The 14,330-nt window shown below is 50.0% G+C and carries 15 protein-coding genes and 1 pseudogene; 14 read left to right on the top strand and 2 right to left on the bottom strand.

Annotated elements, in window-relative coordinates; translation table 11 throughout:
- Positions 1–172: 172 nt before the first annotated feature.
- Positions 173–496, top strand: coding sequence for a hypothetical protein (locus E6P06_RS16050; protein WP_003840736.1), 324 nt, complete (start codon positions 173–175; stop codon positions 494–496).
- An 8-nt stretch (positions 497–504) separates the two neighbouring features.
- On the opposite strand, the pseudogene E6P06_RS16045 reads toward E6P06_RS16050, so the two are convergent.
- Positions 505–792, bottom strand: a pseudogene (locus E6P06_RS16045) (pentapeptide repeat-containing protein); the annotation flags it as partial.
- A 44-nt stretch (positions 793–836) separates the two neighbouring features.
- Positions 837–1,826: a phage shock protein operon transcriptional activator gene (gene pspF, locus E6P06_RS16040; protein ID WP_161799276.1), complete on the bottom strand. Its 990-nt coding sequence runs from the start codon at positions 1,824–1,826 to the stop codon at positions 837–839.
- 155 nt (positions 1,827–1,981) lie between these two features.
- Here pspF and pspA point away from each other — a divergent pair, with 155 nt between their 5' ends.
- The 13 genes from pspA (at position 1,982) to pgmB (ending at position 14,327) form a co-directional block, all read left to right on the top strand.
- Positions 1,982–2,650, top strand: a complete 669-nt coding sequence (gene pspA, locus E6P06_RS16035) for a phage shock protein PspA (protein WP_003020532.1) — start codon at positions 1,982–1,984, stop codon at positions 2,648–2,650.
- A gap of 54 nt (positions 2,651–2,704) precedes the next feature.
- Complete coding sequence (pspB, locus tag E6P06_RS16030; protein ID WP_003843975.1) at positions 2,705–2,929, top strand: envelope stress response membrane protein PspB; 225 nt, start codon at positions 2,705–2,707, stop codon at positions 2,927–2,929.
- Positions 2,929–3,288 (top strand): envelope stress response membrane protein PspC, encoded by a 360-nt coding sequence (gene pspC, locus E6P06_RS16025; RefSeq protein ID WP_003020497.1) that lies wholly within the window; start codon positions 2,929–2,931, stop codon positions 3,286–3,288. The genes pspB and pspC overlap by 1 nt, the downstream gene beginning before the upstream one ends.
- Before the next feature lie 8 nt (positions 3,289–3,296).
- Positions 3,297–3,527, top strand: coding sequence for a phage shock protein PspD (gene pspD / locus E6P06_RS16020; protein ID WP_003020493.1), 231 nt, complete (start codon positions 3,297–3,299; stop codon positions 3,525–3,527).
- 164 nt (positions 3,528–3,691) lie between these two features.
- Positions 3,692–5,398 carry a sugar phosphorylase gene (locus tag E6P06_RS16015; protein ID WP_071891853.1) on the top strand — a complete coding sequence of 569 codons (1,707 nt, stop codon included), beginning with the start codon at positions 3,692–3,694 and terminating at the stop codon, positions 5,396–5,398.
- A 16-nt stretch (positions 5,399–5,414) separates the two neighbouring features.
- Complete coding sequence (locus tag E6P06_RS16010) at positions 5,415–6,707, top strand: ABC transporter substrate-binding protein (protein WP_057101435.1); 1,293 nt, start codon at positions 5,415–5,417, stop codon at positions 6,705–6,707.
- Positions 6,708–6,727: 20 nt separating this feature from the next.
- Positions 6,728–7,609 carry a carbohydrate ABC transporter permease gene (locus E6P06_RS16005; protein ID WP_003840754.1) on the top strand — a complete coding sequence of 294 codons (882 nt, stop codon included), beginning with the start codon at positions 6,728–6,730 and terminating at the stop codon, positions 7,607–7,609.
- Positions 7,596–8,438 (top strand): carbohydrate ABC transporter permease, encoded by an 843-nt coding sequence (locus E6P06_RS16000; RefSeq protein ID WP_003020474.1) that lies wholly within the window; start codon positions 7,596–7,598, stop codon positions 8,436–8,438. Before E6P06_RS16005 ends, E6P06_RS16000 begins: the two co-directional genes overlap by 14 nt.
- A 27-nt stretch (positions 8,439–8,465) precedes the next feature.
- Complete coding sequence (locus tag E6P06_RS15995; protein ID WP_139935452.1) at positions 8,466–9,518, top strand: zinc-binding alcohol dehydrogenase; 1,053 nt, start codon at positions 8,466–8,468, stop codon at positions 9,516–9,518.
- A gap of 16 nt (positions 9,519–9,534) precedes the next feature.
- Positions 9,535–10,323 (top strand): sugar phosphate isomerase/epimerase, encoded by a 789-nt coding sequence (locus E6P06_RS15990; RefSeq protein WP_044710889.1) that lies wholly within the window; start codon positions 9,535–9,537, stop codon positions 10,321–10,323.
- A 10-nt stretch (positions 10,324–10,333) separates the two neighbouring features.
- Positions 10,334–11,389 (top strand): Gfo/Idh/MocA family protein, encoded by a 1,056-nt coding sequence (locus tag E6P06_RS15985; RefSeq protein WP_044710888.1) that lies wholly within the window; start codon positions 10,334–10,336, stop codon positions 11,387–11,389.
- On the top strand, positions 11,386–13,662 hold the full coding sequence (locus E6P06_RS15980) for a glycoside hydrolase family 65 protein (RefSeq protein WP_139935451.1): 2,277 nt from the start codon (positions 11,386–11,388) through the stop codon (positions 13,660–13,662). The genes E6P06_RS15985 and E6P06_RS15980 overlap by 4 nt, the downstream gene beginning before the upstream one ends.
- Positions 13,659–14,327 carry a beta-phosphoglucomutase gene (gene pgmB, locus E6P06_RS15975; protein WP_139935450.1) on the top strand — a complete coding sequence of 223 codons (669 nt, stop codon included), beginning with the start codon at positions 13,659–13,661 and terminating at the stop codon, positions 14,325–14,327. The genes E6P06_RS15980 and pgmB overlap by 4 nt, the downstream gene beginning before the upstream one ends.
- The last annotated feature ends 3 nt before the right edge of the window (positions 14,328–14,330 follow it).

Here is a 14,330-nt window from a genome sequence, read left to right as displayed (position 1 = left end):
CTTTGAATCTACTCTGTTAACTATCTTAGCATTTTCATGCCCCATCTGACTTGCTATAAACGCGGTGCAGGATGTGGACAGTTGGCGTAATTTGTTACGGTTTCCTCGCTGTGACAAAATGCGTAAGCGATTATAATGCGTTAGTGTACGAATCAACGGGAATATTTAATAAATGAGCAACTTAGCGGATTATGTCAATGCTATAAAAATAGGCAAAAATGTTATTTGTATTGAGGATGTCAGTAAACGGGATGACATGGCTGAAGTTGAGATTATAAATAAGACATGGCTTCATGATTCGGGAGTGGTTATTCGTTGTTCTCGCGAAAATGAATTGGTTAAATATTCATCAAATGCCTGTCCAGAATGCAGCATTAGATGGCATGTCGTTGATGCGGCAGGTCAGGATATTCGTCCACTGGAGAAAACGTTTCACAATGCTTGCCAGGAGTCGTACTGGTTAAAAGTAAATCGTCAAACGCATCTCCCGGTGTAAACGCTGGGCTAACCAATCACAGCGATACCAAGCAGCTCCATGAGCAACGATGCCTGGTAGTTGTCTAACTTAACGCCTTGTAAATCAACACCCCGAATATCTAAGTCACCTAACTCCGAATTGGTCAGATCGCAATGTGCGAAGTTTGCTGCTTGCCAGTCGAAAGTAGAAAACTTGCCGCCGGAGAGATCTGAGCCACTGAATGTCGCACCCAGTACCTGAGTCCCCATCCAGCGGTTCTCCCGCAGCTCACACTTTTCCAACACGACTTTCGAAAAATTGGCGTAGCTTAGATGAGGTTATGCGTCAAACCCGCCAGTATGACACTTGCAAATGCGTGCTAGATCTGGTGCTTCTTCAGCAAGGCTCGTAGCTGATGATAAGTGAGACCCAGTAATTCAGCGGCTTTTTTCTGGTTAAATTTAGCCAGCAGTAAGCTGGTTTGTAGAAAGTCTTTCTCTTGTTGCTGCTGGAATTCACGAAGATCCAGCGGTAATGCTACAGATGTTGGTTTTGCTTCCTGCACCTGAGATTCCACGACATGACGGCGGAAGGGATCAATGATTATCTCATCCAGCGGGTAATCACTGGTCCCATGTCGATAAACGGATCGCTCCACGACGTTTTTCAGTTCACGAATATTACCCGGCCAACGGTAGTGGAGGAGCGTTTCTCTGGCTTCGGCACTAAACCCTGGAAACAGTGGTAACCCGATCTCGCGGCACATCTGAATGGCAAAATGCTCGGCCATTAACATTATGTCGCTTTGGCGTTCGCGTAACGGTGGGAGTTGCACTACGTCAAAGGCCAGACGATCCAGCAGGTCCGCGCGAAAAGTGCCTTCGTTGACCATGCGAGGTAAGTCGGCATTGGTTGCACAAACAAGTCGTACGTTAACTTGCAACGGCTGGCTGCCGCCAACACGTTCCAGCTCTCCATATTCAATAACGCGCAGCAATTTTTCCTGCACCAACATCGGGGCGGTTGCCAGTTCATCGAGAAACAGCGTACCGCCGTCGGCGCGTTCGAAACGTCCAGGATGGCGTTTTTGAGCGCCGGTAAAGGCACCTGCTTCGTGACCAAACAGTTCGGAATCAAGCAAGTTCTCGTTGAGCGCTGCGCAGTTAAGCGAAATAAACGGGCCTTGCCAACGGGTGGAGAGATAGTGCAGGCGGTTGGCAATAAGCTCTTTCCCAGTACCTCGCTCACCGATAACCAGGACAGGCTTATCCAGCGGCGCCAGATGAGAAACCTGCTCCAGCACTTCAATAAAGCTGTTTGCTTCACCCAGAAGATTATCTTTGTATCCTGCCATGATGAAATTCACCATTTGTTAGTGTTATTCACCAATTTACCCTAATTCTCTCGCCAGGTAAAATTAGATATAATTATTAAAATCAATTAGATAAAAAGTTGGCACGCCAAGTGCATTACGAAATCAGCAGGGCATAGCCCGATATCAGAACAGTAAGTGAGGATTACATTATGGGTATTTTTTCTCGTTTTGCCGACATCGTGAACGCCAACATTAATGCGTTGCTGGAAAAGGCTGAAGATCCGCAGAAGCTGGTGCGGTTAATGATCCAGGAAATGGAAGATACGCTGGTTGAGGTGCGTTCAAACTCCGCACGCGCTCTGGCAGAAAAGAAACAATTATCTCGTCGTATCGAACAGGCCAGCGCGCAACAGGCAGAGTGGCAAGAAAAAGCTGAGCTGGCGCTGCGCAAAGAGAAAGAAGATTTGGCGCGTTCTGCGTTAATCGAAAAACAGAAATTGACTGACCTGATTGCCTCTCTGGAGCATGAAGTCACGCTGGTTGACGATACGCTGGCGCGTATGAAAAAAGAGATTGGTGAGCTGGAAAATAAACTCAGTGAAACCCGTGCTCGTCAGCAGGCGCTGATGCTACGTCATCAGGCAGCGAGTTCTTCACGTGATGTTCGTCGTCAGCTGGACAGCGGTAAACTTGATGAAGCGATGGCGCGCTTTGAATCTTTCGAGCGTCGTATCGATCAGATGGAAGCTGAGGCTGAAAGCCATAATTTCGGTAAACAGAAGTCCCTGGATCAGCAATTTGCTGACCTGAAAGCAGATGATGAAATCAGCGAGCAGCTGGCGCAACTTAAAGCCAAAATGCAGCAAGACAAGCAATAATAACATCTGGCGGCGCCCGAACGCGCCGCCGCTCATCACCTGTAAGGAGTACTCATGAGCGCGCTATTTCTGGCTATCCCGTTAACCATCTTTGTGCTGTTTGTTTTACCGATTTGGCTCTGGCTGCATTACAGCAACCGTTCCAGTCGTGGCGAACTGTCGCAAAGTGAACAGCAACGTCTGGTCGAACTCAAGGATGACGCACAGCGGATGCGTGAGCGCATTCAGGCGCTGGAAGACATCCTTGATGCTGAACATCCAAACTGGAGGGACCGCTAATGGGAGGCGTTAATCTGAACAAAAAACTGTGGCGTATTCCGCAGCAGGGCATGGTTAAGGGGGTTTGTGCGGGTATTGCGCATTATCTCGATGTGCCTGTGAAGCTGGTACGGATCCTGGTGGTGCTGTCAGTCTTTTTTGGTCTGGCCTTTTTCACCTTCGTCGCTTACATCGTGCTGACGTTTGTATTGGATCCGATGCCGGATAATGTGGTTTCCGGCGAGCAGCAGCCATCAAGCGGTGAACTGTTGGATGCTGTCGATCGCGAGCTGGCGGCTAGTGAAAAGCGTTTGCGTGAAATGGAACGTTATGTGACGTCCGATACTTTTTCCTTACGTAGTCGTTTCCGCCAATTGTGAGGTTAGAAATGAACAATCGCTGGCAACGTGCCGGGCAAAGGGTTAAGCCGGGCTTTAAAATAGCAGGTAAGCTGGTGCTTTTAACGGCGCTTCGCTACGGCCCGGCGGGGGTAGCAGGGTGGGCGGTGAAATCCGTCGCCCGACGCCCGCTAAAAATGCTGCTGGCGTTGGTTCTGGAACCGGTGTTGAGTCGGGCAGCGGCAAAATTGTCGAAACGATATTCCGGTAATCGAACCTGATATTTGAATCAGTAAAAGCAAGCAACAATTAATCAACATTCCCTCAGTTAATTTGCGGCAGCTCACAAATACGATTTTTTGGCTGCCAAAATTCTTTTTTTACCCCCCTTCAGACCACCTCAGCTAATTGACAGCTTATTTTACGCAGAGTAGTCTCTTGGCTCATGGGACCGCTACCACGAGAATCGAAGGTGAACCAAAAAATCCAAAAATGCCTGACAGAAGTTTATGGTCATACATTTACTTCATGCCACTATGAAGCGCTGTTTGCACGTTTAGAGAAATCACAGGGATTAATTAAAAAAATCCGTAAAGCGCATTGGGACGAGGGCGATGTGGTGCTTATTACCTACGCCGATCAATTCCACGGGGTTGGTAAAAAACCGTTGCCGACGTTTAATCAGTTTTATAATGAATGGCTTAAGTCGACATTTTCTCATGTGCATCTTCTGCCATTTTATCCGTGGTCATCGGATGATGGTTTTTCCGTGATTAATTACCATCAGGTTGCCGAAGAAACCGGTGACTGGAATGATATTAAGGAATTAGGTGAGTCCAGTCGACTGATGTTTGATTTTGTTTGTAACCATATGTCAGCTAAAAGCGAGTGGTTTAATAATTATTTGCAACAACTTGACGGTTATGAAAATTTCTTTATTGCAATGGATCCTGATACGGACCTGAGCAACGTCACACGTCCACGCACATTACCGTTACTGACACCATTTACGCTAAAAGATAACACCGTGCGCCATTTATGGACGACGTTCAGCGATGACCAGATCGATCTCAATTATGCCAACCCGGTGGTGTTACTGGCGATGGTCGATGTGCTGCTGAGCTATCTTGAGCAGGGCGCAGATTATGTTCGCCTGGATGCGGTTGGCTTTATGTGGAAAGAGCCTGGAACGAGCTGTATTCATCTGGAAAAAACGCATCAGCTTATCAAACTATTCCGCGCTATTGCGGACTGCGCGGCGCCTGGTACGGCGATTATTACCGAAACCAACGTCCCGCATAAGGATAACGTGTCCTACTACGGTAATGGCCATGATGAAGCGCATATGGTGTACCAGTTCTCGCTGCCGCCGCTGGTGCTGCATGCGGTACAACGCCAGGACACGTCGATATTGTGTCAGTGGGCGCAATCACTGGAGCTGCCGTCTGGTGAGACAACCTGGTTTAATTTTCTCGCATCACATGATGGCATTGGTCTCAACCCATTACGCGGTTTGTTGCCTGAAGACGAGATCATGCGGCTGGTGACAGAACTACAACAGGAAGGTGCGCTGGTTAACTGGAAAAATAACCCTGATGGCAGTCGCAGCCCGTATGAAATTAACGTGACATATATGGATGCGCTAACCCCTGGTAATTGTAGCGATGCCGAACGGTTTTCTCGCTTTATTCTCGCACATGCCATTTTGCTGAGTTTTCCAGGCGTGCCGGCGGTTTACATTCAAAGCATACTTGGATCACGCAATGATTATAAAGGTGTTGAGACGTTCGGTTATAACCGCGCGATCAACCGCAAAAAATATCAGGTGAGACAAATAGAAGCGGAGCTGGCAGATGAAACCAGTTTGCGTCACGCTATTTATCATGAGTTATCCCGACTAATTGTAATACGTCGTAATAATAAAGCATTTCATCCTGATAGTGATTTTCAAATTAACAGTATTACACCGGCCGTAATGCAAATTAAACGTACTGCGGAAACAGGTGAGGAAATTACCGGGTTATTTAATGTCAGCGGTCATACTCAAACCATTCGTATTGATATAGAAAATGGAGTTGATTTGATTAGCGGTAAAACTATTTCCGGTAAGGAATTAACGTTGTACGCCTGGCAGGTCATGTGGGTTAAGTAATAAAAAGGAACATTTCATGCTTAAAGCTAAAATTGTGCTGATTTCAGCACTGGTTTCCTGCGCCCTGGTTTCCGGGTGTAAGGATGATAAAAAGTCCTCTGTCGCGATTGAATTTATGCACTCTTCTGTTGAGCAGGAGCGGCAGGCGGTCATTGCAAAACTGATTGAGCGTTTTGAAAAAGAAAACCCGGGCATTAGCGTCAAACAGGTTCCTGTGGAAGAAGATGCTTACAACACCAAGGTCATCACCCTGGCGCGCAGCGGTTCACTACCTGAAGTCATTGAAACCAGCCATGACTACGCGAAAGTTATGGATAAAGAATCCCTCATCGACCGTAAAGCGGTAGCGCAGGTCATCAACGGTGTAGGTGAGGGTGCTTTTTATGATGGTGTCCTGCGTATTGTACGCACTGAAGACGGTAGTGCATGGACCGGGGTTCCGGTCAGCGCCTGGATTGGCGGGATCTGGTACCGCAAAGATGTGCTGGCAAAAGCCGGACTGGAAGAGCCAAAAGACTGGCAGCAATTGCTAAACGTGGCGCAGAAGCTCAACAATCCTGGCAGTAAGAAATACGGCATTGCGCTGCCGACGGCAGAAAGCGTTTTGACCGAACAGTCATTCTCCCAGTTTGCGCTCTCTAACCAGGCCAACGTTTTTGATGCGCAGGGAAAGATTACGCTCGACACACCTGAAATGGCGCAGGCGTTGCAGTATTACCGCCAACTTGCCATGAACACTATGCCTGGCTCGAACGACATCATGGAAGTCAAAGATGCTTTCATGAACGGCACGGCGCCAATGGCGATTTATTCCACCTATATCCTCCCGGCGGTGATCAAAGAGGGCGATCCTAAAAATGTTGGCTTTATGGTGCCGACGGAAAAAAATTCCGCTGTTTACGGCATGCTGACGTCGCTGACCATTACCGCAGGTCAAAAAACCGAAGAAACAGAAGCGGCAGAGAAATTTGTCACCTTTATGGAGCAGGCAGACAACATTGCGGACTGGGTCATGATGTCGCCAGGGGCGGCGCTGCCGGTCAACAAAGCGGTGGTGAATACTTCGACGTGGAAAGATAACGCTGTTATCAAAGCGCTGGGTGAATTACCCGATCAACTGATTGCCGAACTGCCAAATATTCAGGTCTTTGGCGCCGTCGGAGATAAGAACTTTACCCGCATGGGCGACGTAACCGGCTCCGGCATCGTGAGTACCATGGTGCACAACGTCACGGTAGGAAAAGCTGACCTTTCATCGACCATCAAGGCAAGCCAGACAAAACTGGATGACCTCGTTGAACAGCGCTAATGGGGAAATGGAAAGCCGTGATGAATAAGTTCTTTTCAGGTCGATCTGATATGCCATTTGCCATGCTGCTGCTGGCGCCCAGCTTGCTGTTATTGGGCGGTTTAGTGGCGTGGCCAATGATATCTAACATCGAAATCAGCTTTATGCGTTTGCCGCTTAATCCGCAAATTGAGTCTACGTTTGTCGGGCTGAGCAACTATATCCGTATCTTATCCGATCCCGGATTCTGGCATTCGCTGTGGATGACGGTCTGGTATACCGCGCTGGTTGTGGCAGGGAGCACGGTGCTGGGGCTGGGAGTGGCGATGTTTTTTAACCGTGAGTTTCGTCTGCGGAAAACTGCGCGCTCACTGGTCATCCTCTCTTACGTAACGCCATCAATTTCGCTGGTGTTTGCCTGGAAATACATGTTCAACAACGGCTACGGCATTGTGAACTACCTCGGCGTGGATCTGTTGCATCTCTACGATCAGGCTCCGCTGTGGTTCGACAATCCCGGTAGCAGCTTCGCGCTGGTCGTGTTGTTCGCCATCTGGCGCTACTTCCCGTATGCCTTTATCTCGTTTCTGGCGATTTTACAGACTATTGATAAATCGTTGTATGAGGCGGCAGAAATGGATGGCGCGAACGCCTGGCAACGGTTTCGCATCGTCACGCTGCCAGCGATCATGCCGGTACTGGCGACCGTAGTCACGCTGCGTACGATCTGGATGTTTTATATGTTCGCCGATGTTTATCTGCTGACCACTAAAGTCGATATTCTCGGGGTCTATCTCTATAAAACAGCGTTTGCATTTAATGACTTAGGTAAAGCAGCCGCGATTTCTGTTGTCCTCTTCGTCATCATTTTCGCTGTTATCCTGCTGACCAGAAAACGGGTGAACCTCAATGGCAACAAATAAGCGCACGCTGGGCCGCATTGGCTTTTACTGTGGATTAATTGTCTTCCTGGGCATCACGTTATTTCCATTTTTTGTGATGCTGATGACCTCATTTAAAAGCGCAAAAGAGGCGATTTCGCTGCATCCGACGCTGTTACCGCAGCAATGGACGCTGGAACATTACATCGACATCTTCAACCCGATGATTTTCCCGTTTGTTGACTACTTCCGTAATAGCCTGGTGGTATCGGTGACTTCTTCGGTGGTGGCGGTATTTCTGGGCGTGCTCGGGGCGTATGCGCTTTCCCGCCTGCGTTTTAAGGGACGAATGACCATCAATGCCAGTTTTTACACGGTGTACATGTTTTCGGGGATCCTGCTGGTGGTGCCGTTATTCAAGATCATTACGGCACTCGGCATCTACGACACCGAAATGGCGTTGATTATCACTATGGTCACCCAGACGCTGCCGACCGCAGTGTTCATGTTGAAAAGCTATTTCGACACCATTCCGGATGAGATCGAAGAAGCCGCGATGATGGATGGGTTGAACCGTCTGCAGATCATCTTTCGTATTACCGTGCCGTTGGCAATGTCTGGTCTGGTTTCGGTCTTTGTGTACTGCTTTATGGTGGCGTGGAATGACTATCTGTTTGCTTCGATTTTCCTTTCCAGCGCCAGCAATTTTACCTTACCGGTCGGTCTGAACGCGCTGTTCAGTACACCTGACTATATCTGGGGACGCATGATGGCTGCATCGTTAGTCACTGCATTGCCGGTGGTCATTATGTATGCGCTTTCCGAACGTTTTATTAAAAGTGGTTTGACCGCTGGCGGCGTGAAAGGCTAAGCGGCCAGTTTAATTAAGGAGTTGTAAATGAAGAAGTTAGTTGCCATAGAACCGCGCGTTGCAGCGCTGGTGGAATATGAAGACAAAGCGGTATCCGCCAATGAAGTTAAAGTTCGCGTTAAATTTGGCGCGCCGAAACATGGCACAGAAGTGGTCGATTTTCGTGCTGTCAGCCCGTTTATTGACGAAGATTTTAACGGTGAATGGCAAATGTTTATGCCGCGTCCGGAAGGGGCACCACGCGGGATCGAATTCGGTAAATTCCAGCTTGGCAATATGGTGGTGGGCGATGTTATTGAGTGTGGCAGCGATGTGACCGAATACGCCGTTGGCGATTCAGTTTGCGGCTACGGTCCTCTGGCTGAAACGGTTATTTTTAATGCGGTGAACAACTACAAACTGCGCAAAATGCCTGAAGGCAGTTCGTGGAAAAATGCCGTGTGCTATGACCCGGCACAGTTCGCCATGAGCGGTGTGCGCGACGCCAATGTGCGCGTCGGTGACTTTGTGGTCGTCGTGGGCTTAGGCGCAATTGGCCAGATTGCCGTGCAACTGGCTAAGAAAGCGGGAGCCTCAGTGGTCATCGGCGTGGATCCGATTGCCCATCGCTGCGATATCGCGCGTCGCCATGGCGCGGATTTCTGTCTGAATCCGATTGGCACCGATGTAGGCATGGAAATTAAGAAGCTGACCGGTAAGCAGGGCGCAGATGTGATCATCGAAACCAGTGGCTATGCAGATGCGCTGCAGTCGGCGTTACGCGGTCTGGCCTATGGTGGAACCATTTCCTATGTCGCTTTCGCGAAACCTTTTGCTGAAGGTTTCAACCTGGGGCGTGAAGCGCACTTCAACAACGCCAAAATTGTCTTCTCTCGCGCCTGCAGTGAACCGAATCCAGATTATCCGCGCTGGAGCCGCAAGCGTATTGAGGAGACCTGCTGGGAACTGTTGATGAACGGTTACCTGAACTGTGAAGAACTGATCGACCCGGTAGTGACTTTCGCCAGCAGCCCGGAAAGCTATATGCAGTATGTCGATCGCCATCCGGAAAAGAGCATCAAAATGGGTGTGGCGTTTTAATTAAGGAATGCAGAAGATGAAAATTGGAACACAGAATCAGGCTTTTTTCCCGGAAAATATTCTCGAGAAATTCCGTTACATCAAAGAGATGGGATTCGACGGTTTTGAAATTGACGGTAAGTTGCTGGTCAATAACCTTGATGAAGTAAAAGCGGCGATCAAAGAAACAGGTTTGCCTGTTACCACTGCCTGTGGAGGATATGACGGTTGGATCGGTGATTTTATCGAAGAGCGTCGTTTAAACGGGTTGCGGCAGATTACCCGCATTCTCGAAGCGCTGGCCGAAGTTGGCGGACAAGGCATTATTGTACCTGCTGCATGGGGCATGTTTACCTTCCGCCTACCGCCGATGACCTCTCCGCGTAGCCAGGAAGGCGATCGTAAAGCTATCAGTGATTCATTGATTTATCTTGATAAAGTTGCCCAGCGTACGGGTACGGTGGTGTATCTGGAACCGCTCAACCGCTATCAGGATCATATGATCAACACCCTGGCGGATGCCCGTCGCTATATCGTGGAAAATAATCTAAAGCATGTGCAAATCATTGGTGATTTTTACCATATGAATATCGAAGAAGACGATATGGCACAGGCGCTGCACGACAATCGCGATCTGCTGGGTCACGTCCATATTGCGGATAACCATCGTTATCAGCCGGGAAGCGGTACGCTGGATTTCGCTGCACTGTTTGACCAGTTACGTGAAGATAATTATCAGGGCTACGTTGTGTACGAAGGGCGCGTACGAGCAGAGAATCTGCCGGAAGCGTATCGTCAGTCACTGGCCTGGCTGCGTACTTGCTAAGAGGATTTCCGTGAAAAGTGCACTGACAAGCGCTCCGTTACGTGTCGCCATTATTGGTGCCGGGCAGGTGGCGGATAAAGTTCATGCTTCGTACTACTGCACCCGCAACGATCTGGAACTGGTGGCTGTCTGCGACAGCCGCCTGTCACAGGCGCGGTTGTTTGCAGAAAAATACGGTAATCCGCAGGTTTGGGACGATCCGCAAACGATGTTACGCGAAGCTAAGCCAGATATCGTCAGCATCTGCTCGCCCAATCGCTTTCATTATGAACACACCATGTTGGCATTGAACGCTGGATGCCATGTGATGTGCGAGAAACCTCCGGCAATGACGCCAGACGAGGCGTTGGAAATGTGTAAAACGGCGCGTCGGGTGGGAAAAGTACTGGCTTATGATTTTCATCATCGTTTTGCGCTGGATACGCAACTGCTTCGTGAGCAGGTGATGGCCGGTATTCTGGGTGAAATCTATGTCACCAATGTCCGCGCTTTGCGCCGCTGCGGCGTGCCCGGCTGGGGAGTGTTTACCAACAAAGAACTGCAGGGCGGCGGGCCGCTGATTGATCTCGGTATTCATATGCTTGATGCCGCCATGTATGTGCTGGGGTTCCCGGCGGTAAAGCGTGTTAACGCGCACAGCTATCAACGCATTGGCACGCTTAAAAACAGCGGTCAGTTTGGGAAATGGGATCCCACTACATATACCGTGGAGGATTCTTTGTTCGGCACGATTGAATTTCATAACGGCGGTATCCTGCGCCTGGAAACCTCTTTCGCGCTGAATATTCCTGAACAATCGATTATGAACGTTAATTTCTGCGGCGATTTGGCGGGGGCGACGTTATTCCCGGCCCAGGTTTACACCGACCGTGATGGTACGCTTGACGTGCTGCTTGCGCGCGAGATGGCTGATGACAACCGTCATTATCGCAGCATGGAAGCCTTCGTTAACCATGTCCAGGGCGAGCCTGTCACTATTGCTGACGCAGAGCAGGGCGTCGTTATTCAACAACTGGTTGCCGCACTGTACCAATCGGCTGAAACAGGGACCTACGTAGACTTATGACGAAGCCAGTAATGCTAACTGAACCGGCTTTTTGCCCACACAGCCTGAATAAATATGCGTCACTCATGACGACCGGTAACGGGTATATGGGAATTCGCGCCAGCCACGAGGAAGCTTACACCTTACAGACTCGTGGCATGTATCTGGCTGGGTTGTATCACCGTGCGGGTAAAGGCGAAATTAATGAACTGGTTAATCTACCCGATGTAGTCGGAGTGGAGATCACGCTTAATGGCGAGATTTTCTCGCTAACCAGCGGCGTGATTGAAAGCTGGCATCGCGAACTGGATTTTGCCAGCGGGGAATTGCGCCGTGCGCTTATCTGGCATGCGCCTGGCGGGGCGCGTTTCGCTATTGAGAGTCGGCGGTTTGTCTCAGCACAGAAGCTGCCGCTGTTTGCTATGGAAGTGGTCGTAACGCCACTGGATGCCGATGCCAGCATTGGTATCTCAACCGGTATTGATGCCACGATCACCAATCATGGTCGTCAGCATCTGGATGAAACACAGATTAGAGTATTTGGTCAGCATCTTCTGCAGGGCATTTACACAACCCAGGACAATCGCAACGATATCGCGATCACCTCATATTGTGACGTCGACGGCGCAGCGCTGCGCTGCTTCACCGCGAAAGAACGTCGGTTGTTACAACACAACACCGTGCAGGTGCAAGCCGGGCAGCGCGTCACGCTGACGAAAATGAGTTGGGTTGACTGGACGAGCGAACGCAACCTGTCGCTTGAGACCTGGGGATGCCAGTCGCTGCGTAACATTGAAGCATGCGCGCAACAGGGATATGACGCTCTGTTGGCTGAGTCGAGCGCCAACTGGCATGCCTGGTGGCAAACTCGTCGCGTTCAGGTTACCAGCTCTGATATTAGCGATCAGCGTGCGCTGGACTATGCGCTCTATCATCTGCGTGTGATGACCCCAGACCATGATGAGCACAGCAGTATTGCGGCCAAAGGTCTGACGGGGGAAGGGTATAAAGGCCACATCTTCTGGGATACTGAGGTCTTTTTGTTACCGTTTCACTTGTTTACCGAACCGAAAACCGCGAGAGGTCTATTGCGTTACCGCTGGCATAATTTGCCGGGCGCGCGTGAGAAAGCCCGCCGTAACGGTTGGCAGGGCGCGTTGTTCCCGTGGGAAAGCGCTCGCAGCGGTGATGAGGAAACGCCTGAATTCGCGGCGATCAACATCCGTACCGGGCTGCGGCAAAAAGTGGCCTCCGCACAGGCTGAACATCACCTCGTGGCGGATGTTGCCTGGGCGGTAATCAATTACTGGCATGCCACAGGGGATCTAAACTTCATGACCCGTGAGGGCATGACGCTACTGCTGGAAACGGCGAAGTTCTGGATTAGCAGGGCTGTCATGGTCAACGATCGTTTAGAGATCCACGATGTGATTGGCCCGGATGAATACACTGAGCATGTGAACAACAATGCGTTCACCAACTACATGGCCAGGTACAACGTAGAGCAGGCGCTGGGTTTTGCCCGTCGGTTGGGCTGTGGCGATGACACGTTTATTCATCGCGCAGAGCATTTTTTACAGTATCTCTGGCGACCGGAAGTGCAGCCCGATGGCGTGCTTCCTCAGGATGATACCTTCCTGAACAAACCGGTTATCGATCTGTCGCAGTACAAAGCCAAAGCGGGCAAGCAGACCATTTTGCTCGATTACTCCCGTGCAGAAGTCAATGAGATGCAAATTCTCAAACAGGCTGATGTCGTGATGCTGACCTACATGTTGCCGGAGCAATTTAGCCCGCAAACCTGTCTGGCTAACCTGCGTTATTATGAGCCACGTACGATTCACGACTCCTCTTTGAGTAAGGCGATTCACGGGATTGTGGCTGCGCGTTGTGGTGATTCGGCTCAGGGGTATCGGTTTTGGCGCGAAGGTTCGCTAATCGATCTCGGGGATGACCCGCACAGCTGCGATGATGGTATTCATGCGGCGGCAACGGGCGCAATCTGGTTGGGCGCTATCCAGGGATTTGCCGGAGTGAATGTTCGCCATGGGGAGTTACATCTTGCCCCTGCATTACCGGAACATTGGCAAACACTGTCTTTCCCACTGCGCTGGCAGGGTATCGATTTGCAGGTAACCATCAATACAACTGAAATCCGCATTAACAGCGCCGAGCAGATTACTCTTTGGGTAAAAGGGGAAAAGATCTCTTTTCAGGGGGAGATAGTTATCTGCAATGACGCCATTATTTCGCCCACTTATGGGACCGCTACCACAGAAAGGGGTGATGAATGATCCTCAAACCACAGGCCATCATTTTTGATTTAGATGGCGTGATTACCGACACTGCACATCTGCATTTTCTCGCCTGGCGGCAGGTAGCCGGTGAAATAGGGATTGCGATTGACGAGGCATTTAATGACAGCCTGAAAGGGATTAGTCGCGGCGAATCGCTACAGCGTATTTTGCAATATGGCGGGAAAGCGGGGGAGTTTACACCTGAGGTTTGCGCACAATTGGCTGAGAGAAAAAACAGACTATATGTCCATTCTTTGCGCCAGTTGACGGTGAACTCGGTATTGCCGGGAATACGTGAGCTGCTGATGACGTTGCGGGAAGAACGGATTCTGGTGGGGCTGGCCTCTGTGTCGCTCAATGCCCCTGCGATTTTACAAGCGCTTGATCTTAAATCTTATTTTGATTTCTGTGCGGATGCCGCGTTAATTTCTCGCTCGAAACCGGATCCGGAGATTTTTCTGGCAGCCTGTGCGGGCCTTGGCGCTGACCCACAGCAGTGCATTGGCATAGAAGATGCTCAGGCGGGTATTGATGCGATCAACGCCTGCTGCATGCTCTCTGTTGGCATTGGTACGGGGCTGAACGGAGCAAGCTTGCAACTTCCTTCAACCGAATTTCTGACGTGGCCGTGCTTATCGGCTCTCTGGCAACACGACAAGTAAAGG

Origin of the sequence: Citrobacter sp. CF971 (genome assembly GCF_006385635.1) — a bacterium.
In the GTDB taxonomy this organism is placed as follows: domain Bacteria; phylum Pseudomonadota; class Gammaproteobacteria; order Enterobacterales; family Enterobacteriaceae; genus Citrobacter; species Citrobacter freundii.
This window is presented reverse-complemented; position numbering and strand designations above follow the sequence as displayed.

Excerpts from the sequence above, each read along its gene's own strand:
- E6P06_RS16050 (WP_003840736.1), top strand. The coding sequence starts at position 173 with ATGAGCAACTTAGCGGATTATGTCAATGCTATAAAAATAGGCAAAAAT.
- pspB (WP_003843975.1), top strand. The coding sequence starts at position 2,705 with ATGAGCGCGCTATTTCTGGCTATCCCGTTAACCATCTTTGTGCTGTTT.
- E6P06_RS15990 (WP_044710889.1), top strand. The coding sequence starts at position 9,535 with ATGAAAATTGGAACACAGAATCAGGCTTTTTTCCCGGAAAATATTCTC.
- pspD (WP_003020493.1), top strand. The coding sequence starts at position 3,297 with ATGAACAATCGCTGGCAACGTGCCGGGCAAAGGGTTAAGCCGGGCTTT.
- E6P06_RS16015 (WP_071891853.1), top strand. The coding sequence starts at position 3,692 with ATGGGACCGCTACCACGAGAATCGAAGGTGAACCAAAAAATCCAAAAA.
- E6P06_RS15980 (WP_139935451.1), top strand. The coding sequence starts at position 11,386 with ATGACGAAGCCAGTAATGCTAACTGAACCGGCTTTTTGCCCACACAGC.
- pspA (WP_003020532.1), top strand. The coding sequence starts at position 1,982 with ATGGGTATTTTTTCTCGTTTTGCCGACATCGTGAACGCCAACATTAAT.
- pspC (WP_003020497.1), top strand. The coding sequence starts at position 2,929 with ATGGGAGGCGTTAATCTGAACAAAAAACTGTGGCGTATTCCGCAGCAG.
- pspF (WP_161799276.1), bottom strand. The coding sequence starts at position 1,826 with ATGGTGAATTTCATCATGGCAGGATACAAAGATAATCTTCTGGGTGAA.
- E6P06_RS16000 (WP_003020474.1), top strand. The coding sequence starts at position 7,596 with ATGGCAACAAATAAGCGCACGCTGGGCCGCATTGGCTTTTACTGTGGA.
- E6P06_RS16005 (WP_003840754.1), top strand. The coding sequence starts at position 6,728 with ATGAATAAGTTCTTTTCAGGTCGATCTGATATGCCATTTGCCATGCTG.
- E6P06_RS15995 (WP_139935452.1), top strand. The coding sequence starts at position 8,466 with ATGAAGAAGTTAGTTGCCATAGAACCGCGCGTTGCAGCGCTGGTGGAA.
- pgmB (WP_139935450.1), top strand. The coding sequence starts at position 13,659 with ATGATCCTCAAACCACAGGCCATCATTTTTGATTTAGATGGCGTGATT.
- E6P06_RS16010 (WP_057101435.1), top strand. The coding sequence starts at position 5,415 with ATGCTTAAAGCTAAAATTGTGCTGATTTCAGCACTGGTTTCCTGCGCC.